Source organism: Bradyrhizobium sp. T-12, assembly GCF_058314695.1.
On record NZ_JBZFQJ010000002.1, the window covers coordinates 347,208 to 369,540 of the forward strand.

Sequence of the window (22,333 nt, forward strand, 5' to 3'; positions counted from 1 at the left end):
AAGTCGGGTACCCACATCATCGGCGAAACCCGGTGGAGCGATTGAAAACGAGTTCGCTGGACGCTTAGCCTCGATACGGCTTCGATGCCAGGCGCACGCCGCCGTCAGGGATTCCTAAGTTCGGACGGGCAAAAGGCTGCACTTGACGATTGCGAAGAATGTGCGACCATAGGTTGTTCACGGAAACGGGGCGGGAGGAAGCCATGGCGCGAAAGCCGACCAAGAAGCCGAAGGTGAGCTTGATCGTCTCCGACGACAAGGACGTAAAGTTGAAGGTCCGACCCGGCAAGCTGCACGTCGTTCAGGTCGAAACTATCACTCCGGATCTGAAGAAGGCCGGTCGCGTCGGTGCTCGGCTTTGCGGGTACGGCACGAATATCTGCCTCGCCATCGTCGATATCGACAAGTGACTGCAGCGCGGCATCGTCTGCGATCATCGCGCTACAACTTCTGCGTCCCGCTAGGCGACGACAACGTCCTGTACAACGCGGGTACGGGCGCTTCGGTTCGGCTGTCGGGCCAGGACGCGCGCGAGCTTGCGCAGCTGCTTTGCGGTCCTCCGCGGAGGGTCGCCGCCAAGACGATCCCGCGTACGCTCCTCGCCACACTACGGCGAGGGGGCTTTCTCGTCGACCACGAATTCGACGAGCTAGACATGATCCGCGAGCGCTATTGGCATGCGCGTGGACGGACGCCTATGGTCATCACCCTCACGACGACGCAGGACTGCAACCTGGGTTGCTACTACTGCTACGAAGAGAGATCCCGCGATGCTCTCGCAGAAGGCGATGTTCCGGCGATAGTCGATTGGACCCGACAGCGCCTTGTCGCGTCGGGTAAGGACAGCCTTCACGTCGACTGGTACGGCGGAGAGCCGCTCCTCAACGTCGATTTCATCGATGCAGCGTCCGCTGCGCTTCAATCGTTATGCAAGGAGATCGGGGTAAGTTACTCCGCTTCCGTAATTTCGAACGGGACATGCTGGCCGGACGACATCGCCGGCTTCGTGAGGCGACACCGCCTCCGGCAGGTGCAGATTTCCTTTGACGGCCTCAAACCGAACCACGACAAGAGACGCCGATATAGAAGGGGCAGGGCGCCCGATCCGTCTGTCTCCTCGTTCGATCAGGCGACCGCGGTGGTCGACGGATTGCTCGAGGTGGTACGCGTCGACGTAAGGTTCAATGCCGATCACGGAAACCAATGCGATTTGGACGGCTTCATCGCCTTCTGCAAGGACCGCGGCTGGTTCGACAGAGCGTTTCCGTGCGTTTTTCAACTCGCACGGATATCCGACTTTTCCGAGCGCGCCGGATTTCTTAGCCGCACGAAGCTTTCTGAGGAAGAGTTTGAGAGACTTCGCGAACGGTCCCGGCAGATGGTCCCCGACGAAGCAACTCTCGACGAAACCACAACCCGCTCGCTCTATCCTTTGCCAAGGACCTCCGTTTGTGCAGCGCTGGCCAACGATTCGATCGTGATCGGAGCGGACGGCAATCACTATCGGTGCGGGCTTCAAGTGGGCGAGAAGGACCGCCCCGTCGCCATCCGCCGTGCCGGAGGCGACATGGTGCCCGGCCGCGATGCGGCCTGGTGGACCGGCTTCGACCCAACGCGGCAGCCCAATTGCAGCCGCTGCTCGTTCCTTCCGGTCTGTTGGGGCGGCTGTCCGAAGAAGCACTTGGAAGGCGACTCGCATTCCTTGCACGAGCAGAGCTTGTACTGGCGCAAAGCTTTGCCGCAGAAGATCGCCTGGCAATTCGGAGTGGCCCTCCAGGAAAGCGAATTCACATTCGCCGAGTCCGACCAGTTTAGGCCGGCTTCTCTCGACCCTTGATGTCCACCTGGTTCGGTACCGACAGCTGGACCTCGAATGGATGTCGAGTCCAAAGCTTTGGCAGAGACAAATGGTCCCTCCCGCAACTGCATCGCGTCGACAGCCGCAGAGCAGAAGTGCGCCTGCGACCGCAGTCCAGACATCGACAAACTAATGCAAACAATATTGCATAAGCGAAGATCAGAGGCGCGCAGAATGCCAGCACGCCGATAGCGAACTGAAGGCTCGATAGGCTTGCGATGGTGAACGCTCCGACCACCAGAATGGCGGCAACCGCGTCACCTATAGCGCTCCATTTGCCCGGCCTTGTTTCGCCGGTTGCGGCGATGCGGACGCCGTTCAGGAAGGCGAGCAGGCCGAGGATGGCGGCCGTCATGAGCGCGATGCGAGCACCCCCGATCAGCGTTCCGCTCCAAATCCGATCGGCGATCTGGTCGAGCGAAAATTCATGACGCCAGCCGTATAGGACTTCCAGCACGATGCGCGGGATCTGTGTGGCTAGACCCGCGACCAGAGCGTAGATCGGAACGAACAGGGCGTACCGACGTGGGTCCAAAAGCAGACCCAAACCCAACCTTGCAAGATCAGCGCGCAGAACGGCATACAGGAAGAGGCCGGAGGCGACAGTCAGGCCGAAATTCCAAGCCTCTCTCGCCACGCCGAAAAAGTCGCGCCAGCCCGCCGTCAGCAACAATGTCAACGGCTGCAAGCCCGACATGACCAACGGATACAGGATCACCGAAATCAGGATCAGGTCACGATTTCTGATCACGCGGGTTCGTGCGGCCGGATCAGGATGCAGATTGAAGAAATCTTTGAAGGCGTCGAACGGCCGGAACGCCGGCGGCTGCTGGGCGGCGAAGACGTCGGCCAAGGCGTCCGTTCCGGCAAGTTGGGAGCCGCGGAAATCGTGGATGTGCTCGCGGCGAACGACGAAGAAGTATGAATAGACGAAAACGATCGCGCTCGAGAGGATCAGAACCGCGAACTGGGAGGACAGGCCGGCAAAGATAGCGCCATCGAAGACCGGAATGAAGCCTCCGAAAGGGGGATGGCTGCCGATGCCTCTGCGATCGATGAAACCGAGCACCAGGCAGAATATCGCGACCGCCCAGCCGAGCGTTCGAAAATGCAGGAGGATGCCGCGTCTTGCCCAAATTTCAAGCCAGGTTTCGCCAAGTTCGAGGTGCGATACTTCATGCCCAATCATGGCTTCGAAGGCACGTGGTTGATCGCGTTGTCTAGCACGCTGATTGAGACCGACGACGACCGCATCGCCGGACGGCGTCACGCGTTCTCTGGCTTCCAACGCGTCACCGTTCTTCGGAGTGTACAGGAGGCGAGGCTGCGAACGCAGGGTCGAACGTGCCGCGATCTGCTCCAGCGTTGATCGGATGGGATCGAAGGACGGGTTCACGGCAAGTCGTTCTAGTTTCGACGCGGCATTCGTTCCGTTTCGCCATCGGTACAGCGATGCAGCTGCGATGACGATCGCGCCAAGCACGGTCAGGCCGATCATCGAAAGCACGACGTTCTGATGGATGACGTCGCCCATGTACCGTATCGGGTAGCCCTCCCATAATTTTGCGAGAAAAAGATACTGCAGACAAACCGAGATGATGATCGCCGCCGCGGCGGGGCCGTCGGAAATGCCGAGGCGGCGCAGCAAACTCCTGGGATGGGTCCCCTTCATTTCTTCGGGCCAACCTTGGCAAACAGCTTGGCGAAACCGGCCTCGAGTTTAGCCTTCTCGGCCGCGGAGAAGCGGCTCTTATTGATCGCCGACGACACTTCCTTGCGAAGCTTCTCCACGTCGTCCTTCCTGGCACGACGATCCAGCACCCGATCGAGCAGGGACCCTATGGCCGTCTTTACTCTGTCCTTCACGACGTCCTTGGCGACGTCCCCGAAGAACGCCAGAAGAAACGGAGCGACCATGGCGGCGAAAGTCGCGACTTCGGCCCCGCCGATGAAGCGGCCCTCATCCTGTGCGTCCGCGCGATGCCATTCTTCCACCAGCGCATCGAAGCCGTCTTCCACGACGAACGTGTCGTCAGGCTCGACCTCGGCGACGATAGCAAGGGCCCATTTCTTGAGGTTTTCACTATTCACTTCCGTCATGATCTCTCTCCAAGGAAAGGCAGTGCAGGTGCCGCCATCGACATGGTCCGTCAGCAATTGTTGCCGGAATGCTGCGGCGCGGCAATGCACAGCCGAGCAATAGGTCTGTCGGCCAGAGGATCGTTGAGAACAAGGCCGGGTGGGCGGCCCCATTCGACCTGCTGAAGGAAGGGCAGGTTCACCTCCGCCTTGGAGTTGCAGGCTTTGAGGGGAGCCACTAAGGCCGAGTTCGAGTGGCTCCAGCCGGCGAAGTCGACCGAAAAGCAATATTCTCGTGGCATCTGCTCCGTACTGTCGTCGATTGTAGCCAAAAGAGTATTTATCGACCGGCTTCCCTGCGGAGTGATCAGCTTCCCACCGACCATCAGCCTGTATTTGATTCCAACGAGGATATCCGCGATGTCCGAATGTACGGTTTGTCCACTCCATTCGATGACCGTGCGTACCCGGTTCTTACCGCGATAATTCCGGTTGCTCGCGACGTCGTGGAGATCGTCGGCACTGAAAGTCACGCTCCGGACGTCCGCCAATACCGCCTTCTTGCTCGTTCTCGCATTCGTGTCGACGTTCTCTAGGAAAACGCTGACGCTTTCGGTCAGCCCCTTCGCATCCCATTCGACCTTCACCAGATCGAGAACGGTCAGCGCGAGGTCGGCGTTCGCACGTGCGGCAACGGGCGGTCTGGCCACGATTGACAGGGGCTCAGGCCTTGCGATGAGCCAAATGCCGAGGCCGACGAGTGCGGCGCAGACTAGAAGCACTATCAAGGTCAAGACGTTATGGAGAATGACGATGAGGCGGATCAGTTTCACGTCCTGATCGTTCACCACACTGCGGACGGCCGTGTCCCGTTCGATCAATTGACCGATGCGCGTCGGCGTGAGCGATGCGTAATCCTTGATGTCGACATTTGGAGCGGCGCGCAGCTTATCGACGACGCCCTTCATGAGGTCACCGCCGATGCGGTACTGGCCGGCCCAGAGATAGACGAAGAAGCCCACGATGCCGAGAACGGCTGGCAATCCCTTCAGAAAAACGAATGCATCCACGTCGATTGTCTCCGCACGGTAGAATTTTGCTCAATTTTCGCTTGCAGGACAAGTCCGGCGCAATCTAAGTGAATCCATGGTCGCGCGGGAGGAAAGGCTGCGACATTCGTGCATGGTATTAGATTTTAACGGAGATTTGTGAGGGGCGTGGGGACAGATGAGCGTTCACAAGATTCGCTATGTAGTCCGGCCGCCCAGCGCCTGCCCAAAGGAGTTGCTTTCCGGCATAAGTCCCGGCGGCCAATGCGAGGTGGATACCGATTTCGTGGCCGCATGTGCCATCGGAGAGCTCCTTCAGACCGGTGGCGGATCGAGCAGGCCATTGGCCCTGCTGTTCGAAGAGCTCCTCGTCCCCGGCGGAGACGGACTCATTTGGAAGGGCAAGGGGCCTGGCCGCGGCAAGGAGATGCGGCGCGCGTTTTCGGGGTTGTTCGGGCGATTTTTCGCCCGGGCTTACCTCGCCCGATACCACGGTTTCGATTGGTTCACACCGATCGACGGAGATCCAACGAACGTCTCGAAGCGTCTGCGTGTCACCAGACTAGCCGGAAAGGGGACCGAGCTTCCGGATTGGATCTGCGGCTCCGGATCGGGTCGAGTTGCGGTCGCCGAGGCAAAGGGTACCAGTCAGGCATCGAACGGCACCGGCACCGGGTTGCCTGGTCCTATAAAAACTGCCGACGGCCAACTCAAGGGAGTCGTGGTCGAGAGATTGCGGAACGTGGCCGGGAAGGAATAGCTGGACCGCGGTTCGCGCAAAGGGCTGGGCGGTCATGTCGCGTTGGGGGGTCGAAATCCCACCACGAGGTGCTTTCCTCTACGTGCTGGATCCGGACACGCACGGCGAACCCCCGTCGGCCCACGAACGGGACGATATAGTTCAGGACATTGCCCGGGCTCATGTCGGCTACCTTCTGGCCGGCATGGGGTTCAGCGAGATGGCATCGCAGCTCTTGGCGGAGCACGTTGCCGGCGGCAACAGGCCTCTGGAGGGAGCGTTCCTCGGGTCTGACGGTGAGGACTCCGCCACCTATCTAGGCGTACCCGTTGGGCCGCTTGGCGTGCTGCCGTTTCCCCTCGGTCAAGCTCAGACCCTCGCCCAAGCGATGCCGAACTCGATCCGGTTCGTAGGGGTCGATGCGGATGTCATCCGGAGAGCTCTCGCAGGCCAACGCCTCGACGCGAGGGCGCGCCGCAGCGACGGACCGGTTCAGATCGGCGGAGACGGTCTGCTCTATGCTCCGATAGATCGCGTTGCGCCGCGTTCCTTGGCGATCTGACGGAAGGACGATCCCTCTCGTTCGATAGATAGGGCAGGTTCCGACACTTGGAGCTCGAAGACAACCGAGGACTGAAATGCCCCAGCCAGAATGGGAGCGATACAAGATTGCCGACAAGTACGCCGAACTCACTACCGTGCGGCATATCGTGCACCTGCCTGTCGCCCGCCGGATCATCGAGGACGGACGGATAAAGTCCGGGCTTGTCTTCGACAAGAGCCGGCTCAACAAATCACGCATCAGCGTCACCTGGCTGTCGGCCAATAATTGGTCGCTGGGGTCACTCTATGGGACCGTCGAATTTCAGTTCGATTGGGAGAAACTCGTCAAACACAAGAAGATCTACTGGGTCGAGGCGATGCCGAACTACCACCCGCCGGCCTTCCGTTTTCTCATGGCGTTCGAGGATATCGCTTCGCCGTTGGTGACGAAGTACGATCCGGAGAAGGATGACGGCCCATTGAGGCGTGTCGACGGGAAGTGGCGGTGGCATCCGGATTTCTGTTCAGAGTTTATGGTTGCGGATGATTTTCCGTTGTCGGACATCTCGGGATTGGACTTCGTCCGGCATCACCAGAATTACTGTCGAACCAAGCCGGATTGCTTCGAGAAAATCGCAGACCCCTCGCCTCAGACGACGTCAGGCAAGCTTTTGTCCTACGTTCTGGCGCATGGAGTCCACGCCTTGGACAAACACATGCAACCGGATGGCAGCGGAAGGAATCGGCTCCTCGACATGGCCAGCGCCTGGTTGTCGATCGGTTTCAATCAGGTGGAATATGCTGGATCGGTCGCCTCGAACGAGGATTGCGATTCCGTCATGAAGGGCGCATTGGCGCTCTTCGCAGTCGATAAAATGGATGACGGCAAGAGGCTTTTGAAGCTGATCGCAGGAAGCGCGCAATCTGTTTCCGCACTCACTAGGCTGATCCGAATTCATTTCGGCTCGCCTACCTGGGACTTCGGCTTGTGATTTGCGGGAGATCAGCGCTTGCGCCGGCTCAACCGATCTTGCCCATGGCGACGAGGTGCCCGTCGGAGCCGATCTCACAGTACGTCGCGGCTGTACCGACTATGATGAATACCAAAGGGTCGGACTTGTGCCTTCGCAACTGCTTGCGCCACGACCGCCGGTCGACCCAGGACGGCGTTGGATGCCGCTCGGGATGGGTGTGCCACTCGCCCACGAAGTTCACGGCCCCTCCACTTTCGAACCACTCTCTGCTCGCGATTTCCTGATGGCCCTTGTCCTGCCGCACGAATCCGAAGCGGGTGCGGCGGTCTTCCGGCATCGGAGTCGTGCACTTCAATACTTCGACGTGCGGGCCTCGGTAGCGTCCCAAAAGTATGCCGCCGGCCTCGCGATCCGACTCCGGCGGAGCCGCGAAGCGCGCGAGCTCTTGCGCGACGGCGTCGGCGAGGGTCACCAGACGGCCCTTCGCGAGAAAGATCATGCGCTTCCGCCGCAGGCGGGACACTTGACGACCCGCTTGGGATTGCCGTCCTTCACCTCGTTGGCGGTCCGATGATCCATCGTGAGAGACCGCCAGCGATGACGCTCGCCGTTGTTCGCCCAATCGAGAACCATGTCGCACGCGAGGCCGGCCGCGCTAGCCGCCCGCGACACGGGGAAGGGGATGTAGTGGGCGTCTCCGCACGCGAGATTCCGGGCGGTCTCGATTTCCACTCCCTCGCGTAGCAGCCGGAATCTCTTCTCGCCTGCGAGCTCAACCTTCAGACACTTGAAGCAGGCGAGATCGGGATCGTGCGACATGAAGCCGACGGCGGCGGCACCGTTTCCTTCGAGCCAAGTATAGAGGATCGGCGGGAAGTCAGGACGCTTTCTTACGGCGTAGTCGTTCAGCGCGATCGACAGCGCTTCTTCGCCTGTGGCATCGATGCACAGGTCGTACCGCTGCAGGATTGCCAGCTGCTTCATGATCGAATCGCAGCTGAACCCGATGTCCAGGTGCGGCAGCTGCTGGCCCAGAAAATCGGCGCAGGCTTCGGCCTTGTTCCACGTGAGATACGGCGCGCCGAGGAGGTGCCGGCCGAGATTCGCGCCCTGGAGTTCGTCGTCGTCGACGAGCATCAATCTTCCGCCGCCGGCGCCGGCACCGCTTTGAGCCAGGTGCTGCGCAAGAAATCCGCCGACCGTTCCGCATCCGATCAGCAGGATGCGCTTTCCTGCGAGGTTCTTCATGTGACCGAGATTCCTCGAAAAGACATAGCCTTCATCGGCGGGGACTCCCACATAGCCCGAAATTTCGACAGCGGCCGGTATCCGATCGAGCGTTCGCGCGATGCTGGCTCGCCTGTTCTTCAGGAATTCCGGCGTCCGATAGGGTTTGGCGATCTCCGCCGATACGAAGAACCTTCCGTTCGGCGCGGACAGGCAGATCCATTGGATGTGGAGATCTTTCGTCCTGGCGAACGCCGCTTCGATCGATCCGAGCGCATTGGGGGCCATTTTCTTCAGCCAGCCGTTGAGCTGCGCCAGATCCTTGGGCGGCCACGGCAGCTTCGGATCGAACGAAAGCGGCGGCACCAGAATTATCGGGCAAAGGATACCTGGACCAGGATCCTTCACGGTGTTCCTCCGGTGCAGCTTCGCGAAACTTGTTTTGTCGTGGGAGACGACGATGGTTTTGTGCTCCGGATCGCGGTCCAGCCTGAGGATGTGGACCTTCGCGTCGCCTTCGAAAGAAGGGGGCAGATCGACCAAGACCTCGCCGTCCGACCAGTAGCCGCCGAACTCCTCGGCGAGGTCGTCGACCAGGCGGCCCCTTACGGCGTCACGCAGCACCTGGTCCGCACGCTCGAGGCACTGGATGATGGTCTCGGCGGGCTTGTAGCGGTCGAGCACGACGCTCTTGCGGTCGAGATAGCAGAACGTGCCGTCCGAGCGGAGCACATGCGGGACCTGCCCCTTCGATCCCGCTTCCGGGTCGGTCAGGCAAATGACCGGAGGCCTGATGAAGTCGAGGTCGTCGACGGATACGACCGCCGGGACCTTGAGTCCGGTCTCGTCGAGAAGGCCGATGTAGTGAAGGCCACGACGCGAAAAGTCGCGCCGGAAGTTGCGCTGACTGAAGGCGTCGTGAATGCGCCGGACAGAATCGTCGTCCCGCTCAGGCACTGGTCGATTTGCCGACCGTGGGGGCGGCGGCGATCCTCGGAGCATGCGAGCGTATCTCGGCATGCGCGGCCTTGGTGACGTCGACGAGATCGATCTGATCCGGAATGCGGTCACCGAACAATGCGGTCAGCCTTTCAATGGCTTCTTCGGGATCGAAGCACTTCTCGACGATCTCTGTGAGCTCCGCATCGAACTTCTTGGCCATGTCGATCGCGATACGGCGGCTGGCCGCACTCAGTCTGCCGTCGACGCGCTCGTCGCGGTCGGTGGGATTGTAGACCGGGCCTTCCAGCAGGCGCGGAAGACGTTCGGCGATCCGCAGCAGCGCCAGGTCGTCACGGCCGGGAACGTTCGGACGGCCGAGGTCCTCGCACGCTTCGAAGGCGCACACCATCAGAAGGATCGACGATACGTCGTCGAGATGGGGGCGGTGGTGGTCGCGCCAGGCCTTCAGGTACCGGCAGACGCGGCGAAGCACCGGACCATAGATCTTGATGGCCTCGACGAACCAGTCCCGGATCTTGCGCGGATCCGACGAGATCCAGTCGTGCTCGCGATGGGCGAGCAGGACGCAGTCCGACGGCAGCGCGTCCCAACGATCATCGCTGTCGACGCGCGCATCGCGGGCCATAGCGTCGAACGACTTCATCTGCTTCTCGAGCTTCTCGAATTCCGCATCTGGAATCGCGTACAGCGGCACGTCGATGTGCGAGTTCGACGAGATCACCAGCCGCGAGCAGGTCGGCTTCTTCCCGAACTGCCAGCCTTCTTCCTTCGCGAGCTTCTCGAGCGCGGCGTCAACCACCTTGAAGAAGGCGGTAGCGGCGACGGAAGGCCGCTGTACGCCCTGGATAAACGTCATCGGGAGGTAGGCGCCGTCGTCGAGGTCCATCTGCTGCGGCGGGGTCCAGCACGGATCGTTGATGGTCCGATATGCGAAGCTGCCCTGCGTGAAAAACCGGGGATGGACTGTCACGCCGAGCTCCTGCTTGGTCAAAGCCGCGAACGTCTTGCGCAGGCAATCTCGAACCTTCTCGCGCGCTTCCATGAGGCACGCGCGGTCGGTATCGGCGATGTTCAGGTTCTTCAGGAAACACGCCGCGTCGCCAGACGCGTGCAGCACTTTCGAGACGTTGGCCATGGCCGATCTCCATCTGGAAAAGCGAGGGAGATCTAGACGGTGGACAATGCCCTCCAGTCGCACAACCGCGCGAATCAGACTCTATCTTGAGAGTCCACTAGATTGTAGAACAGAAAATGAACATTTCATACGGGATTCCCGAGCCTCGGTGGATCTCCGATGCCACAGCGTGCTCCGAAACTAGAGATTGCAATGACTTTTCAGATACTTGCTCTCAGCGGCGGTGGCTTTCGAGGCCTGTTCACAAGTTCGGTCCTGGCGCGCCTGGAGGAGCAGGCAAAGCGCCCCCTTCACGAATGCTTTGACCTGATCTCGGGGACATCGGCAGGCGGCATTATCGCCCTCGGTCTGGCGATGGGAAAGAAGGCCGAGACGATTCAGGAGATGTTTCTCAAGCACGGGGAAGAGATATTCCCCCGCGGGGAGACGCCGAAAAGCCGGCTGGCGCAAATGCAGGCCCGGTGGTTCGAGTGGCGACATCCCAAGTACGACGGTACGGTGCTCCGGAGCAAGATCGAGGGCGTGCTCGGCGCCGACGCCAAGCTCGGCGACGCGAAGACGCGCGTGCTTGTTCCGACGGTCAACATGACCAAGGGAAGCGTCCAGATGTTCAAGACCGCGCATAATCCGAGGTTCATGACCGATTACAAGGTGAAGGCCGCGGACATCGCCATGGCGACGGCGGCCGCGCCGCTGTACTTCCCGATGGCCGAGATCGGGAACAGCTATTTCATTGACGGCGGCGTGGTCGCGAACGCACCTGACCTTTGTGCGCTGCACGAAGCTGTCCAGTTCCTGGATCAAAAGATCGAGGACGTATCGGTGATGAGCATTGGCACGACCACCAGCAAATTCTCGCTGCCGACGTCGGCGGGACGCAATTTCGGCCAAAGGGACTGGCTCGAGAACAACCGGCTTCCATCGACCATCATTTCCTCGCAGCAACAGCTGGTCGATTTCATGCTCAAGCATCAGCTCGGCGATCGCTACATCAGGTTCGACGAGCAGCCCTCCGCCGAGCAGATTTCCGATCTCGGGATGGACCTCGCGACCGAGAGCCGGCGGAAGACCCTGCTAGGGATGGCGGACGGTTGCTATCAAGCGCTGTGCAACGATAGGCGCGTCATCGATATGTTGGCACATCGGCCTACCAAGCCGACGTTCTATCACGTGTGAACTACGCAAGAGGGATCCAACGCGTAACATCGGCAGATTGCCTGAAGGCCGCGAGCAGGTTGAGATGCGAGCTACTCGTGGGGCCGGAAAGCTAGTGCGGGATCATCGAGGTTAAAGTTTCGGTCAATGTGTCGCAATCGAGATTTGCCAAATGGAACGTTGAAGTGAAACAACACGACTATTCGTTGCACGGTGGACTGAACCGAGCCAAGGTCGGACGCTACCTAACGTTGATCGCCGCGTCGGTATCGGCTGCGATCGTTTTCACGCTGCTTTCCGTGGTCGACGTGGCGAACCGCTTCGGGCTCAATGTCAACCTGCCACCATCGGTCCTTTCCCTCGTCGGTGCGGGCATGGTCTTTGCGGCGCTCTATTGGACGCTCGATCGGTACGCGTGGCGATGGCCCTTTCTGAATGCGGCGCTGAAGGTCCCGGATCTCGCTGGGAGCTGGTCCTGCGAAGGACGAAGCCTCAAGCCCGACGGGAGCCTCGGCTACGCATGGAGGGCGACCCTCACGATCTTTCAGACCTGGGACAAGATCCGAGTGAGGCTGAAGACGGATCAATCGGGCTCCGACAGCATTGGGCAGCCCTGATCTGCGACGACGCAGAGGGATATAGGCTTCTGTACAACTATCGGAACGACCCGGCTATCGGAGAGGTGGACTTAAGAAGCCATCTCGGTTCCTGCATGCTTATTTTCTCGAAAGATCTGGAATCAGCAGAGGGCGAGTATTTCAACGGTCACGGCCGCTTCACATTTGGCACGATTAGTTTGAAGAGGGACCATGGTAAGGGACATCAATAGTCGACTGAACAAACTGCGCCTGCGTCGCAGGGGCGTCGACCGTCTTGGAAAACTCAACGAGGCTTCCCGCAAGGAAGTGTTGTCGAAGAGCTTGGCTGCGGAAAGCTGGCAGAATAGGGCTCCGTCGCATGCTTACACGCGATATGCGCTTGGCGCGATGCAGGAGGTGGGACCTGAGTACACCAGAATCAGTGTCGAAACGGCCGAGCGCGTGGGCAACCAAATCCAGAAATCCATCGATTCGGTCGAATTTCGGCTTCAGGGGTCGGTGCCCCTCAACGTCCATATCCGGGGAGTCAGCGACGTCGATCTGCTCGTGCTGGAGACCGGTTTCCTCATATTCCACTCGTCGGGGCCCGCGGCAGGCACCTATGTTCCCACGGCGCGCAACTCGCTTGGAGTGCTAGGCGAACTACGTTCCTCGATCGAGAAGATCCTGCCATTGAACTTTCCAGCCGCCGACGTCGATACGTCCGGTGGGAAGGCGGTCGCCGTTTCTGGAGGGTCTCTGGCGCGACCGGTGGATGTTGTTCCGTCCCACTGGTACGATACCGTCGTCTACCAGCAGTCTAGACAGATTCACGACCGAGGAGTTGTTATTCTCGATCGCAAAGTGCCGAAGACAATCGAGAACTTCCCATTCAAACACATAAAGCTGATCGAAGATCGTTGCAGTTCGTGTCTCGGCGGCCTGAGGAAGGCCATACGGCTCTGCAAGAACGTCAAGGCTGATGCGGTCGAGGAGGGTACCAAGATCAATTTCCCCAGCTTCGACATAGCCGCTACCATGTATCACGCGGATCAGACGGCCTTGAAAATCGGATATCTCTACGAGTTACGGGTCCTCGCGGAGGTGCAGCGACATTTGGATTACCTGTATCACAACCCTGAAGAAGCAAAGAAGTTGCGCGTCCCGGACAGCTCCCGGTTCATTTTCGACACACAGGAGAAGTACGAAGGCATGAAGGCGCTCTCACATGAAATCGATGATCTCGTGAAGAACGTCGCCAAGGAGCAGAAGCCGCAACTGACGTTCGATCTGGGCATACCCTGGGGGGTGGCGCGAGGCGCCATCGAGTCGATCGAGATACCGAGTTAAGTCGTCGGGCCGCTAAAGCCTATTGACGCTGCCGCGTTCGAATCTCCACGTCGTGCCCTTGGAGACCAGGTAGAGAGCCAGGATCCCGGGAACGAGGGACATCGCCACGCAACTGTTGAACGCCGATCCTTTGTTGACAGGTGGGGGTATCTCTGAGGGGGGAGGGAAGAGGCGGTAGGACCACCCCGTGATGGTACAGCGCGAATGATGATCTACGGCAGCCATGATCGCTCCATCGTGAATCGCCTCGTTAAAAGCGATTGCTGCTCGCACGGTCTCCGCAAAATTCTGGTCGAGGAATTGGCCCACCTCGGGGGAAGGATCGCGCGGCATTGGCTCGGCGAAACGTGGTAGGTTATTCTGATGGTAGAGACAGCAAATCAGCGGATCGAAAGCTGCTGGACGTCCAGCCAGAATCCTGAAGATTTCGTCTATTCCAGTCATCGCGGCTTCGGTCTTCGACATGATCAACTTTCTTCAGACCCGGCTTCTATTTACGATAGTCGTCTGTCTGGCGATAGCGATATTCGCAGGGTTGAAGTTTGCCGATGTATTCACCGGCAACACCTACGAAGACGTCTGGATATTCTCCAGGTATGTCTTTGGCATACCTGCTGCTCTTGCTGTCGTCATCTACGGGGCATGGCGTGCTATCCCGATACTTCAGCGTATGACATTCCCCTATTTGGGTGGCCGGTGGACCGGTGTGCTGCGCTATGGTCCACCCGACAGGCAGGAGCTCAGGGATGCCACGCTGACGATCCGACATCACTTGAGCGGGATGTCTCTTGTCCTCGAAACCAGGGAATCGACCTCGACTACGCTGGCGGTTGTAGCCACACGCGATCCTACCGGCACGCAATACCATGTGTACTACGTCTTCGAGAATCGACGGAAGGCTGAGTACACTAAGCCTGGGCTTCCTACGATTTATCGAGGCGTGGCTATAATGAGTGTTGGGATGTCGGGGACGAAGACTTTAAGCGGTGAATATTTTACGGACCAGCCGACAAATGGCATCGCCGAGTTCAAACTGGAGAGGCACGCCTGGTTTTAGGCGACGATGCCGCGCCCGATCTTGCGATCGGCGGGTGTGGGCGCATCCATGACCGGGCTGTACCGCTAAAGGCCTCGCAATCGATTGGGCGCAGTTGTCGACGCAACGGCATAAGCTCTATCGGGCGGCGCTTGACGGGGTCATCGGCGGAAAGCGGATACGCTTGGCCTCGGCGTTTGTTGCCACAATGAAATTTCTGAATCTTAGGCCCTGATCGGTTCATTTATTTAATTGGACGGTCGATTCGGTAATTGCGATTCTGGCGCATGTCCGAACTCACCGTGCAATATCTCGTGCTCGAGCGTCGCGATCCGGCCCGTAACATGGCGCGGTTCTATGTGCTCACGATCGAGCCGACGCTGTTTGGCGATACGGCATTGGTGCGTGAATGGGGGCGCCTCGGTGGGCGCGGTCGACGGCGGCTCGATTTGTTCGATGGTCACGCGCAGGCCGTCGAGGCCCTTGAGTGTTGGCTCAGGCGAAAAACCAGTCGTGGTTACGTCCAGCGGCACTCGTCAAGCTGTGACCCGGCGTGAGATGCTGGGCTGGACGAAAAGCCGAAATAAGTATATCAAAGTAATCTAAGGTCGTTTCAGTCCTATTCGCAAGAATTGCAAAAGTATTCCATAATCTTCATTATGCGAATCCAAGTAATCCTAGCCGATCACAACCTCTTTTAGTATCGAGCATTTGCAGAACGAGCTATTTGCCAGCGCAGCAATTCAACCCAACTTGCCCTGCCCCAACGCGCTCTCGTGCTGATCAATCAAGTGACGAGTACGCGAGCTGACTATTTTATCTTCGATATTCGCAGCCGTTTGAAGCAAACGTTCTCAAGCCGTGAAGTCGACCTTGTCCGTCCTTCCCAAGGCCGAACGTAAACGGAAGTGGCTTCTCAGCTTGCCAGTTCCCTCCTCGGCCACCCGCTTGCGAGCGAGGGTCCGACAGGCCTCCAGAACGTCCCAAGGGATCTCTCCGAGGTCATCGGCGACCTCGACAAATGACCGCCAAGCGGCGGACGACAATCGTTTCGACACTGGCTCGAGCAAATCGTCCAATGCAATACCAGCGTCTGTTTCCGCATCATTGTCTGATCCGAACAGATAAATACGTCCGCGCCAGATGATGTAGTGACTTTGACAGCCGGTATCGCGCCAAACAGAAGGAAACACACTCATTTTTCCTCCTTCCGCATTGTAGATACGCCAGGCGGGCCCACTTCTTGGATCGAGGTTGACTGGAAATCGTTCGCCGCAACCGCAAGGACAGGACAACACAAGCCAACGTGGACCACCGCGGTTGACCAGGACAGCATCGCCGGGTTTCGACAGGTGCTGGTCCGCCTCGCCTCGTGAAGAAACCTTCGCCCGAAAGTTGAGAATGACGATGCCCATGAATTCGCCTCACTGCGGTGCGAAGTTGTTGTTGAGAATGCGCTCTGCTAACACGTACGCAGCGGCGCGACGCTCATCCTCAGGACCTTTCAGGTTTGGATCTTTGGCCGCCTTGTTCAGAAGGGCCAGTGCAAGAGCCGCTCCGTATTGATCTGCTGACGCGACACGCGCGGCATAGTGCCGGATCTGTCGCACGGCTTCGTGAAACCAGCGATGCGGATCGCGCGGATCACCGTGCCCGAGCAGCATGTCGAGCGGCTTACCACCATACGGTTGCTCAATCGACCTCCACCACTCATCGAAGGACCAGAGCTCATGATTATCGAAGGCATCGACCAATAGGCTGGCCTCCAAGGTCGCTATGTCCCACACCAGCGGTCCATCCTGATTGGCATAGAAGTCGATGACGAGCGCCTCGTGCCCCCTCACCTGAACATTGTCGACGTGGAGATCGCCATGAATCTTTGCGAATAACACCGGAGAACTTGCGCAGTATTCGAACAATGTAAACAGTCGATCGCGGTCGCATCTCGAGCCGATCGATCGCGCCCTTTGCATCCGGCGCCGGTCAAATTGCTTTGGAAAGCGCGGACCCAGGGTCTGCGAAAGTGGCGTATCTCGGCGTTCGATATTTCGATACCACGCTTGCAGCGTTCGATCGAACAGGCACGATATTGCCGGCCCGGCCCGGCCGCTCCGTGCGGCAAGCCTTAGACTCTCGCAGGATTCGATGAGATCGCCGACCAGCACACCGCGTGTCGATCCGAGACAGCATAAATCGTAGTTCAATCGCGGCCCGAGATTGAAAGGCACGTATTTCTCGACATTCAATTGGTAATTCTGAAATTCTTGAAAGATCTTGCTGCGATCACCGAGTTTGACAAAACGCGGCATAGTATGAAAGGCGCCGAAGACCGGGTAGGCACGGTATACGGCAGCCCCGGACCGGCCTTCGGTCATTGGACTGAAATGCACGGCCGTGTAACCTCTGAATGCGCGCTTCAGAAGGACTTGGCCAACACCAGCGTCGTTCTCTCCAAACTCGCATTCGGGAGCGAAGCTGAAACTGACAGACTCTTGTACGGCCTCGCCGGGGAGATGCCGAACCAAGAAGTTGGCCGCTTCCGACCAATTGGCAATGGGCGACAAGATGGTGACGTGCGGCAGCGGGGGGAGAGGCATCGGATCGCCCAATGATCTCTGCCACGTGAACTGATTGCGCAGGACGTCGCTCGGAAGGTTGCTGGCAAACACACGCGCCTCTTCCAGACATCTATACACTTGCGGAAGACCAGCAACGCCGAACGGCACGACAAAGACGCGGCATTCGTAATCAAGCAGGTGCTTAAGGCAGCTTCGAACGATTCGCTGGAATCTTGATGGGTAATCTTGTTGCTGGACGATTACGACGGCGGCAAGGCTCGCCAACAGAGCAGGCTCCATCGGCTGAAAAGCGGTAATCTGCTGTTGTCTGATCGTGAGGCCGCGGTCTTGAAACGGCGCCTTAGCCTCAGCCGGGGGATCGGCGCCGATCCAGCCAACCTCCGACCGACCAAAAGCTGTAACGTCAACGATTGACATTTTGAGCGAGACGGCCTTGGAGAGCCAATCCATCGCCCCTTGCCAAAACGCCTGCCCGCGAGCAGACGATGCAGTCCTGGACGGGCTCACCCTTGACCGACCGGAGGCGACTTCTCAGACCATCATACAGAAGATGCCGCGCCGGCGATGGCACGCCGACAACAGCGGACAAGAACATGGTGATGGCGAGCGAGGTAATAGTGCTGTTGATCGAGATCACCGCGGGCGCAGGTTCACGAGCGCCGACGAGATAAGGATCCTGCTTGCGCTCGGCCTCCGACATCATGTCGCGGCGGACCTCGTTACCGTCCAAGAGGCCACCGCAGGTGAGGCAAGCCAATCCAGGCGACAGCATCTGGGCGCGGCCGGTAATGTGAGTGATCTTGCCCCCCTTAACGGCGATAACCGTCCCGATATCGATGCAAGGAATGAGATATTGATAAGCTAATTGCTGAAGGACGGCTCGACTACCGTGTGAATCGGTGCAGCAAAACAGCACATCAACGTCTCGCAATTTCTTTGCGGTTTCGACGAAGACGACGTTCTCTTGAAAAGAGGTGACTACGGCACGAGGTTGAACTGCGCGAATATATCGCTCGGCCACCGCGACTTTGGCCTGCCCCGTATCGGCAGATGCGGACCCTGCCAAGCGGTTCAAATTAGTCAGCTCGACGTCATCTGGATCAACTAGAACGAACTCCTTGACGCCGAGGTGAGCCAATTGCTGCACAGCCAGCGATCCCGTGCCACCAAGTCCCACGATCCCCACCCTGAGGCTTTGGAGGATGCTCTGCCCGGCACGACCGAAGGCCCGAACCTGCCGATCGTAAAGATCGGAAGGGTCGTGTGATCGACTGGGATCAAACAGGACTCGTCGATCATCCCCTACCGCAATCAGACGAAGATGTCGGTCGCTTCCAAGGTAGCGACATGCATACCCTCCGTCGCTCACAACAAGGGCCAGATGCTGCAAGTCAGGGGTTCGATGCCGAAAGAAGTGTGCGAGAACCTCCTCGCCCGCATCGTCAATGCGCGAAAACTCGGGCGCGGCCCTCCCGGGATGGCTATGCACAAACACCAGGCTACTTTTGGTCCGCGCAGCAATCTTTGCCCACCTGGCGATGAACGCAGGCCGCAGCTCTGCTTCGAGTTGGCTGCGCCGAGTGTAGTCGTCTTCAGCGGGCACTACGACCTCTCGCACCAACACCCTTGCACGACCGTCGGCCCGAGACGTTCTGCCGCACATCAAGACCAAGCATAACTCGGTTCGACCGCCCAGCACGGAGCGCCGGACGAAGTCGAGATCGGCAAAGGTGATGAGAAGATCGTCCACTATCGTGCGGGGTTTAGACGTTGCGCGATGACGTTGACATAGGTCAGCATGTTGTCGCGATTTGGATTCCAAGATTGCAAGTGCCACGAAAACCAAGTGCCTCGCGGCTCACCCCCTGGGACCGGATTGGCATCGTTCGAGGCGGTTGGAGCGCCGCCGTCCACCAAGCGAACAGGCCCCGGTTCCAACCAGAAGCAATCCGGTTGTGCCGAAGGATATCCCGGTGGCAGCAGAAAAATGACGGTCCCTTTAGCGATGCTCCAACCTTCTGGAAGATCGAATTCCGGAATCTCAACCAATACAGCTCCGTTGGACATCGGGGTTCGACGCGCCAAGGGAAAATGCTGTTGGAGCGCCGCAAACTGCTTATCAATGATTTCCATGTCCAAATGTCGCCGGCGGCACTGCAAAAAAATGCTTGATCCGATCGTTCAGGGGCACTGTATCTGGGTCAGCGATCGGACGATCCGGCGTGTCTCCCTGCTCTTCCAAAAAAAGCTGATAATTCGCTTCGATCTTGGCGATCCGCTTAATGTCGGCCCCGGAGAGATAAGAATGCTCGGTCTCGTATTTCACCCCATCAACGAAAAAGTGGAATTCCTTTTCTTTTTTGTCGTTCATGATCTCCTACCTGCTCCGGTGCGGCCTCCCGACGAAGACCGATGCGCATGCTATCAGCTAGAACAAATAAAGAACAGTGTCAAGGTCTTCTCCCCTTGGATCTTGCAGCTAGGTGCCTGTCAGTTGCGCCGAGTTCGTGCGGCTCAACGTGACTGGCGGCTACCAGCGAGTGGCGAAACGCCGCCGCTTCGCGCGGGCCTAGCTGCGTCCTGGATCGCGGAAGCAATCTAAGCGGCTGCTTGCGGCGCCGCGCGCGGGTGAATTCTTCAAGCTTGCACGTCAACTATCCTCAATCCCGACGCGGGCATGACCGTTCCGAGCTGGAGTGCTACGCCATCACCACGCCCGCACCTCCAAGACAAACCAACGAATGAATGGCGTGAGTCGACAGGAGGTCTCGAGTGCCTCTAAGATGTAGGGAAGTAAGTTCGCGGAAGCCGCGTACGGGTGGGGCAGTGAACTTCCAGGTGACGGTTCTCAAGGTGCTGGTCAGCTATCCGGACGGGTTCGCCGTCCTGGAGGACATCAAGCGCGATATGGCGATTCTGGCCACCAGCGGACGGGACTGGGCCGAACGCACGAAGCGATTGGCGGCCCGCGTGCCTGACCTGGATATCTTCTCCCAACGTCTCATCGAGCGAAGGAACGGCGGCTGGCGCATCACTGATAAGGGACGCGAGGTTCTCGCGGTCATGGAGGCGCGGCCCGCACCAGCTCAGCCAATGGAGCTGCCTGATGCCCGCGCGGTCGAGGAGCCGGCGCCAGCCACGACACTGTCGCCGATGCCGTCGATCACGCCGGTTCGACGCCTGCGCAAACAAACCCGACGCCAAGCGTTGCGGCAGTTGCAACGTGCGAGAGCTCGCTCGTGAGCAAAGGACGGGCCTTGGCTCCAGCATCGAAGATGATTGATTCGTATAACCTTCATTATGTAATATCCGAAGTTGAGTTTGCATCAAATTGTGTAGTCTGAAGTTGGTCCCTAAGTACCTGCTGTCGTCGGTTGCGTAGTCGCGTGATCCCCGCTAGAAAAGTCATCTTCAGCAAGGGTGCTCACAATGGACGACTATTCGGACGACATAAGACGACCGTTGTGGCCGCGTATCGAAGTGTATGCTGGCGCAGGTCGCAAGCGTCGGCCGGATGTTGGTGCTGGACGCTGTAGCGGAACCGTTGGAACGTTCAAAGAAGTGTGGGCCTCAGAGGCAGGCCTCGCGCAAGAACCGGCTTTGCGCAAGCCCGCCATTTAACCGATGGCAGCATCATTAGCCGTGAACACGGCGTCTACGCCGGGAAGCTGCGCATGCGCCAGCGTCGTGCAGGCCGTGTTGCGGTCCAGGATCAGCCGACGTGGGTCAGTAAGGCCGCTCGCAACGGCGTTGTCGCGAAATCCGAGCCGGCGGCGGGTCGTGCGCGGGTCGGTGCCGTCGATGAACGCTAAGTTCTTGCGTCCTTGCGCGACGAAGTGCCGGGCGACGGTATCGCCCGCCTGGTAGTTATCGAAACCGACGACTGCATCGATTGGAGACGATGGCAGCTCCCGTGTTTCACCTACGGGACTGCGTGCATGCCGCAGCAGGCGAGCGCCCTCCTCCGTTGCGGGTGATCCGACCATGATGATCGCCTCCGGCCGCCGCGACAGCAGTGCAGTCAGCAGGCGATCCTGCGAGGGGAGAGTCGTAGCGCGACTGCGCGAGAATGACTGAGAATCCGAGCGGTTCGAGCACTGACAAAGGCGCCTGCGCATGCCGAGCGTCGATACAGACCACTGGAAGATCAGCCCTACGAAGCTCGTGCCACAGCCAACTCGCCATCGTCCCGGTCTCAAAACAAATGCGCTCGGCGTGTGGAGCTCGCTTGCGGAGCAGTGCCGTGAGCGCCCGGGGTCGGACTTGGCCTTTCCCTCTAACAAGACCTGACCGACCTCGTCGAGCACACACACTGACGTTTCATTCTGCGAGACATCCAGCCCAACATATTGCTTCATAGCCCCTCCGATTCGTAAGATGGTGGAGGGCTTGAAGATAGTGGACCTTTCGTGCCGCGGGCGCGACCGCAATTACGTCATCGTCTGCAATATTGCCCCCCTAAGCCGGGATCGCGCCCAACATTGACCCAGTTGGGCTGTTGCGCTGCCTGCTTTGGAATGAAGCAGGTGGTCGGCGATGCTGGTCATGGAGACGATTGCGCGAATACGGCGTGAGCACTTCATCAGAGGCAAGACGATCAAGGAGATCGCCTGTGACCCGAAGGTGTCGCGGAACACGGTCCGAAAGGTACTGAGGTCTGGGGAGACCTCCTTCGAGTTTGACCGCCAAGTGCAGCCGCGGCCAAAGCTGGGAGGATGGCCAGTAGAGCTTGACGGACTGCTCGCGGCGAACGATGCTAAACCGGCTCGTGAACAGCTGACGTTGATCCGGATCTTCGAAGACCTGCGCCGGCCGTGGTAACGCGGTTATAGTTCTGGAATTCAAGTAGAGGCATTCAACCGCTGCTCGCCTAAGCGACTGGCGCAATAGCCACCGTTAGCCTTCTTAGGAGAGCCAGTTCGGCCTCACCAGCGGCCGTGCGCCTAAGTACCAGCTTGGCAAGCTCTGTTCGATTGACGGGAGTTCGCATACTTGCAGGCAGCGCCGCCACCGCTTCATCATAGATCTTTCCCAACACCGAAAGAATTTCCGCATCGAAGACCTCACC

At 59.0% G+C, this 22,333-nt stretch carries 24 protein-coding genes and 2 pseudogenes; 12 read left to right on the top strand and 14 right to left on the bottom strand.

Features of this window, described 5'->3' with window-relative positions; all coding sequences use genetic code 11:
• The first annotated feature begins 203 nt into the window (after window positions 1-203).
• On the top strand, window positions 204-410 hold the full coding sequence (locus AC0WRY_RS35920) for a hypothetical protein (protein WP_050631493.1): 207 nt from the start codon (window positions 204-206) through the stop codon (window positions 408-410).
• 245 nt (window positions 411-655) lie between these two features.
• Window positions 656-1,837: a radical SAM/SPASM domain-containing protein gene (locus AC0WRY_RS35925; RefSeq protein WP_128929577.1), complete on the top strand. Its 1,182-nt coding sequence runs from the start codon at window positions 656-658 to the stop codon at window positions 1,835-1,837.
• Here AC0WRY_RS35925 and AC0WRY_RS35930 read toward each other — a convergent pair.
• Genes AC0WRY_RS35930 through AC0WRY_RS35940 form a run of 3 tightly spaced genes read right to left on the bottom strand, consistent with a single transcriptional unit; the run spans window position 1,812 to window position 5,007 of the window.
• Window positions 1,812-3,530: a hypothetical protein gene (locus AC0WRY_RS35930; RefSeq protein ID WP_128958738.1), complete on the bottom strand. Its 1,719-nt coding sequence runs from the start codon at window positions 3,528-3,530 to the stop codon at window positions 1,812-1,814. The two genes, AC0WRY_RS35925 and AC0WRY_RS35930, sit on opposite strands and share 26 nt — an antisense overlap.
• On the bottom strand, window positions 3,527-3,958 hold the full coding sequence (locus tag AC0WRY_RS35935; protein WP_128969537.1) for a hypothetical protein: 432 nt from the start codon (window positions 3,956-3,958) through the stop codon (window positions 3,527-3,529). Before AC0WRY_RS35935 ends, AC0WRY_RS35930 begins: the two co-directional genes overlap by 4 nt.
• A 50-nt stretch (window positions 3,959-4,008) precedes the next feature.
• On the bottom strand, window positions 4,009-5,007 hold the full coding sequence (locus tag AC0WRY_RS35940) for a hypothetical protein (RefSeq protein ID WP_128929574.1): 999 nt from the start codon (window positions 5,005-5,007) through the stop codon (window positions 4,009-4,011).
• A 157-nt stretch (window positions 5,008-5,164) separates the two neighbouring features.
• Here AC0WRY_RS35940 and AC0WRY_RS35945 point away from each other — a divergent pair, with 157 nt between their 5' ends.
• Both AC0WRY_RS35945 and AC0WRY_RS35950 read left to right on the top strand, forming a co-directional pair.
• Complete coding sequence (locus tag AC0WRY_RS35945) at window positions 5,165-5,746, top strand: hypothetical protein (RefSeq protein ID WP_128929573.1); 582 nt, start codon at window positions 5,165-5,167, stop codon at window positions 5,744-5,746.
• 617 nt (window positions 5,747-6,363) lie between these two features.
• A complete protein-coding gene (locus AC0WRY_RS35950; RefSeq protein ID WP_128929572.1) occupies window positions 6,364-7,260 on the top strand; it encodes a hypothetical protein in 897 nt (298 codons plus the stop codon).
• Between the two features lie 28 nt (window positions 7,261-7,288).
• On the opposite strand, the gene AC0WRY_RS35955 is transcribed toward AC0WRY_RS35950, so the two are convergent.
• Genes AC0WRY_RS35955 through AC0WRY_RS35965 form a run of 3 tightly spaced genes read right to left on the bottom strand, consistent with a single transcriptional unit; the run spans window position 7,289 to window position 10,567 of the window.
• A complete protein-coding gene (locus tag AC0WRY_RS35955) occupies window positions 7,289-7,741 on the bottom strand; it encodes a Mov34/MPN/PAD-1 family protein (protein ID WP_128929571.1) in 453 nt (150 codons plus the stop codon).
• Window positions 7,738-9,471, bottom strand: coding sequence for a ThiF family adenylyltransferase (locus AC0WRY_RS35960; RefSeq protein ID WP_210347026.1), 1,734 nt, complete (start codon window positions 9,469-9,471; stop codon window positions 7,738-7,740). Before AC0WRY_RS35960 ends, AC0WRY_RS35955 begins: the two co-directional genes overlap by 4 nt.
• Complete coding sequence (locus tag AC0WRY_RS35965; protein WP_128929569.1) at window positions 9,419-10,567, bottom strand: CBASS cGAMP synthase; 1,149 nt, start codon at window positions 10,565-10,567, stop codon at window positions 9,419-9,421. Before AC0WRY_RS35965 ends, AC0WRY_RS35960 begins: the two co-directional genes overlap by 53 nt.
• 159 nt (window positions 10,568-10,726) lie before the next feature.
• Here AC0WRY_RS35965 and AC0WRY_RS35970 point away from each other — a divergent pair, with 159 nt between their 5' ends.
• The 4 genes from AC0WRY_RS35970 to AC0WRY_RS35985 all read left to right on the top strand — a co-directional run bounded on the left by AC0WRY_RS35970 (window position 10,727) and on the right by AC0WRY_RS35985 (window position 13,650).
• Window positions 10,727-11,743, top strand: coding sequence for a CBASS cGAMP-activated phospholipase (locus AC0WRY_RS35970; protein WP_128929568.1), 1,017 nt, complete (start codon window positions 10,727-10,729; stop codon window positions 11,741-11,743).
• 164 nt (window positions 11,744-11,907) lie between these two features.
• A complete protein-coding gene (locus AC0WRY_RS35975; protein ID WP_210214793.1) occupies window positions 11,908-12,339 on the top strand; it encodes a Cap15 family CBASS effector in 432 nt (143 codons plus the stop codon).
• Window positions 12,243-12,551 (top strand): Cap15 family cyclic dinucleotide receptor domain-containing protein, encoded by a 309-nt coding sequence (locus AC0WRY_RS35980; protein WP_210214794.1) that lies wholly within the window; start codon window positions 12,243-12,245, stop codon window positions 12,549-12,551. Before AC0WRY_RS35975 ends, AC0WRY_RS35980 begins: the two co-directional genes overlap by 97 nt.
• A complete protein-coding gene (locus tag AC0WRY_RS35985; protein WP_128929567.1) occupies window positions 12,532-13,650 on the top strand; it encodes a nucleotidyltransferase-like protein in 1,119 nt (372 codons plus the stop codon). Before AC0WRY_RS35980 ends, AC0WRY_RS35985 begins: the two co-directional genes overlap by 20 nt.
• 12 nt (window positions 13,651-13,662) lie before the next feature.
• Here AC0WRY_RS35985 and AC0WRY_RS35990 read toward each other — a convergent pair whose 3' ends face one another.
• A complete protein-coding gene (locus tag AC0WRY_RS35990) occupies window positions 13,663-14,115 on the bottom strand; it encodes a hypothetical protein (RefSeq protein ID WP_128929566.1) in 453 nt (150 codons plus the stop codon).
• Between AC0WRY_RS35990 and AC0WRY_RS35995 the strand changes: the two genes are divergently transcribed.
• Both AC0WRY_RS35995 and AC0WRY_RS36000 read left to right on the top strand, forming a co-directional pair.
• Window positions 14,114-14,707, top strand: coding sequence for a Cap15 family cyclic dinucleotide receptor domain-containing protein (locus tag AC0WRY_RS35995; RefSeq protein ID WP_128929565.1), 594 nt, complete (start codon window positions 14,114-14,116; stop codon window positions 14,705-14,707). The genes AC0WRY_RS35990 and AC0WRY_RS35995 overlap by 2 nt on opposite strands.
• 266 nt (window positions 14,708-14,973) lie before the next feature.
• A complete protein-coding gene (locus tag AC0WRY_RS36000; RefSeq protein WP_128929564.1) occupies window positions 14,974-15,243 on the top strand; it encodes a WGR domain-containing protein in 270 nt (89 codons plus the stop codon).
• Between the two features lie 297 nt (window positions 15,244-15,540).
• On the opposite strand, the gene AC0WRY_RS36005 is transcribed toward AC0WRY_RS36000, so the two are convergent.
• From AC0WRY_RS36005 to AC0WRY_RS36025, 5 genes are all read right to left on the bottom strand, one after another.
• Entirely contained in the window at window positions 15,541-16,101 is a 561-nt protein-coding gene (locus AC0WRY_RS36005; protein WP_128929563.1) for a ubiquitination-like system serine protease family protein, read from the bottom strand.
• A 9-nt stretch (window positions 16,102-16,110) separates the two neighbouring features.
• A complete protein-coding gene (locus tag AC0WRY_RS36010) occupies window positions 16,111-17,715 on the bottom strand; it encodes a phosphotransferase (protein WP_128929562.1) in 1,605 nt (534 codons plus the stop codon).
• Window positions 17,669-18,868: a HesA/MoeB/ThiF family protein gene (locus AC0WRY_RS36015; RefSeq protein WP_232995573.1), complete on the bottom strand. Its 1,200-nt coding sequence runs from the start codon at window positions 18,866-18,868 to the stop codon at window positions 17,669-17,671. Before AC0WRY_RS36015 ends, AC0WRY_RS36010 begins: the two co-directional genes overlap by 47 nt.
• Window positions 18,869-19,014: 146 nt before the next feature.
• A complete protein-coding gene (locus AC0WRY_RS36020) occupies window positions 19,015-19,398 on the bottom strand; it encodes an E2/UBC family protein (RefSeq protein WP_082847948.1) in 384 nt (127 codons plus the stop codon).
• Window positions 19,385-19,636, bottom strand: coding sequence for a multiubiquitin domain-containing protein (locus AC0WRY_RS36025; RefSeq protein ID WP_042336969.1), 252 nt, complete (start codon window positions 19,634-19,636; stop codon window positions 19,385-19,387). Before AC0WRY_RS36025 ends, AC0WRY_RS36020 begins: the two co-directional genes overlap by 14 nt.
• A gap of 455 nt (window positions 19,637-20,091) precedes the next feature.
• Here AC0WRY_RS36025 and AC0WRY_RS36030 point away from each other — a divergent pair, with 455 nt between their 5' ends.
• Window positions 20,092-20,508: a hypothetical protein gene (locus tag AC0WRY_RS36030; RefSeq protein ID WP_128929560.1), complete on the top strand. Its 417-nt coding sequence runs from the start codon at window positions 20,092-20,094 to the stop codon at window positions 20,506-20,508.
• Window positions 20,509-20,882: 374 nt separating this feature from the next.
• Here the strand turns inward: AC0WRY_RS36030 and AC0WRY_RS36035 are convergent, their stop codons facing one another.
• Both AC0WRY_RS36035 and AC0WRY_RS36040 read right to left on the bottom strand, forming a co-directional pair.
• Window positions 20,883-21,383 (bottom strand): type 1 periplasmic-binding domain-containing protein, encoded by a 501-nt coding sequence (locus AC0WRY_RS36035; RefSeq protein ID WP_128929559.1) that lies wholly within the window; start codon window positions 21,381-21,383, stop codon window positions 20,883-20,885.
• Window positions 21,361-21,623 (bottom strand): annotated as a pseudogene (locus tag AC0WRY_RS36040) (IS110 family transposase); the annotation flags it as partial. The pseudogene AC0WRY_RS36040 and the gene AC0WRY_RS36035, both read right to left, overlap by 23 nt.
• Window positions 21,624-21,801: 178 nt before the next feature.
• Here AC0WRY_RS36040 and AC0WRY_RS36045 point away from each other — a divergent pair.
• Window positions 21,802-22,074: pseudogene (locus AC0WRY_RS36045) on the top strand (IS21 family transposase); the annotation flags it as partial.
• Window positions 22,075-22,333 lie beyond the last annotated feature (259 nt).

What these genes read in the sequence shown, in the direction of transcription:
- AC0WRY_RS36020 (WP_082847948.1), bottom strand. Translation starts at nt 19,398, where the DNA reads ATGGAAATCATTGATAAGCAGTTTGCGGCGCTCCAACAGCATTTTCCC.
- AC0WRY_RS35930 (WP_128958738.1), bottom strand. Translation starts at nt 3,530, where the DNA reads ATGAAGGGGACCCATCCCAGGAGTTTGCTGCGCCGCCTCGGCATTTCC.
- AC0WRY_RS35980 (WP_210214794.1), top strand. Translation starts at nt 12,243, where the DNA reads ATGGAGGGCGACCCTCACGATCTTTCAGACCTGGGACAAGATCCGAGT.
- AC0WRY_RS35990 (WP_128929566.1), bottom strand. Translation starts at nt 14,115, where the DNA reads ATGTCGAAGACCGAAGCCGCGATGACTGGAATAGACGAAATCTTCAGG.
- AC0WRY_RS36025 (WP_042336969.1), bottom strand. Translation starts at nt 19,636, where the DNA reads ATGAACGACAAAAAAGAAAAGGAATTCCACTTTTTCGTTGATGGGGTG.
- AC0WRY_RS35950 (WP_128929572.1), top strand. Translation starts at nt 6,364, where the DNA reads ATGCCCCAGCCAGAATGGGAGCGATACAAGATTGCCGACAAGTACGCC.
- AC0WRY_RS35935 (WP_128969537.1), bottom strand. Translation starts at nt 3,958, where the DNA reads ATGACGGAAGTGAATAGTGAAAACCTCAAGAAATGGGCCCTTGCTATC.
- AC0WRY_RS36000 (WP_128929564.1), top strand. Translation starts at nt 14,974, where the DNA reads ATGTCCGAACTCACCGTGCAATATCTCGTGCTCGAGCGTCGCGATCCG.
- AC0WRY_RS35955 (WP_128929571.1), bottom strand. Translation starts at nt 7,741, where the DNA reads ATGATCTTTCTCGCGAAGGGCCGTCTGGTGACCCTCGCCGACGCCGTC.
- AC0WRY_RS35960 (WP_210347026.1), bottom strand. Translation starts at nt 9,471, where the DNA reads ATGCTCCGAGGATCGCCGCCGCCCCCACGGTCGGCAAATCGACCAGTG.
- AC0WRY_RS35970 (WP_128929568.1), top strand. Translation starts at nt 10,727, where the DNA reads ATGCCACAGCGTGCTCCGAAACTAGAGATTGCAATGACTTTTCAGATA.
- AC0WRY_RS36035 (WP_128929559.1), bottom strand. Translation starts at nt 21,383, where the DNA reads ATGCGCAGGCGCCTTTGTCAGTGCTCGAACCGCTCGGATTCTCAGTCA.
- AC0WRY_RS35925 (WP_128929577.1), top strand. Translation starts at nt 656, where the DNA reads ATGATCCGCGAGCGCTATTGGCATGCGCGTGGACGGACGCCTATGGTC.
- AC0WRY_RS36010 (WP_128929562.1), bottom strand. Translation starts at nt 17,715, where the DNA reads ATGGATTGGCTCTCCAAGGCCGTCTCGCTCAAAATGTCAATCGTTGAC.
- AC0WRY_RS35965 (WP_128929569.1), bottom strand. Translation starts at nt 10,567, where the DNA reads ATGGCCAACGTCTCGAAAGTGCTGCACGCGTCTGGCGACGCGGCGTGT.
- AC0WRY_RS35945 (WP_128929573.1), top strand. Translation starts at nt 5,165, where the DNA reads ATGAGCGTTCACAAGATTCGCTATGTAGTCCGGCCGCCCAGCGCCTGC.
- AC0WRY_RS35995 (WP_128929565.1), top strand. Translation starts at nt 14,114, where the DNA reads ATGATCAACTTTCTTCAGACCCGGCTTCTATTTACGATAGTCGTCTGT.
- AC0WRY_RS35920 (WP_050631493.1), top strand. Translation starts at nt 204, where the DNA reads ATGGCGCGAAAGCCGACCAAGAAGCCGAAGGTGAGCTTGATCGTCTCC.
- AC0WRY_RS36005 (WP_128929563.1), bottom strand. Translation starts at nt 16,101, where the DNA reads ATGGGCATCGTCATTCTCAACTTTCGGGCGAAGGTTTCTTCACGAGGC.
- AC0WRY_RS35985 (WP_128929567.1), top strand. Translation starts at nt 12,532, where the DNA reads ATGGTAAGGGACATCAATAGTCGACTGAACAAACTGCGCCTGCGTCGC.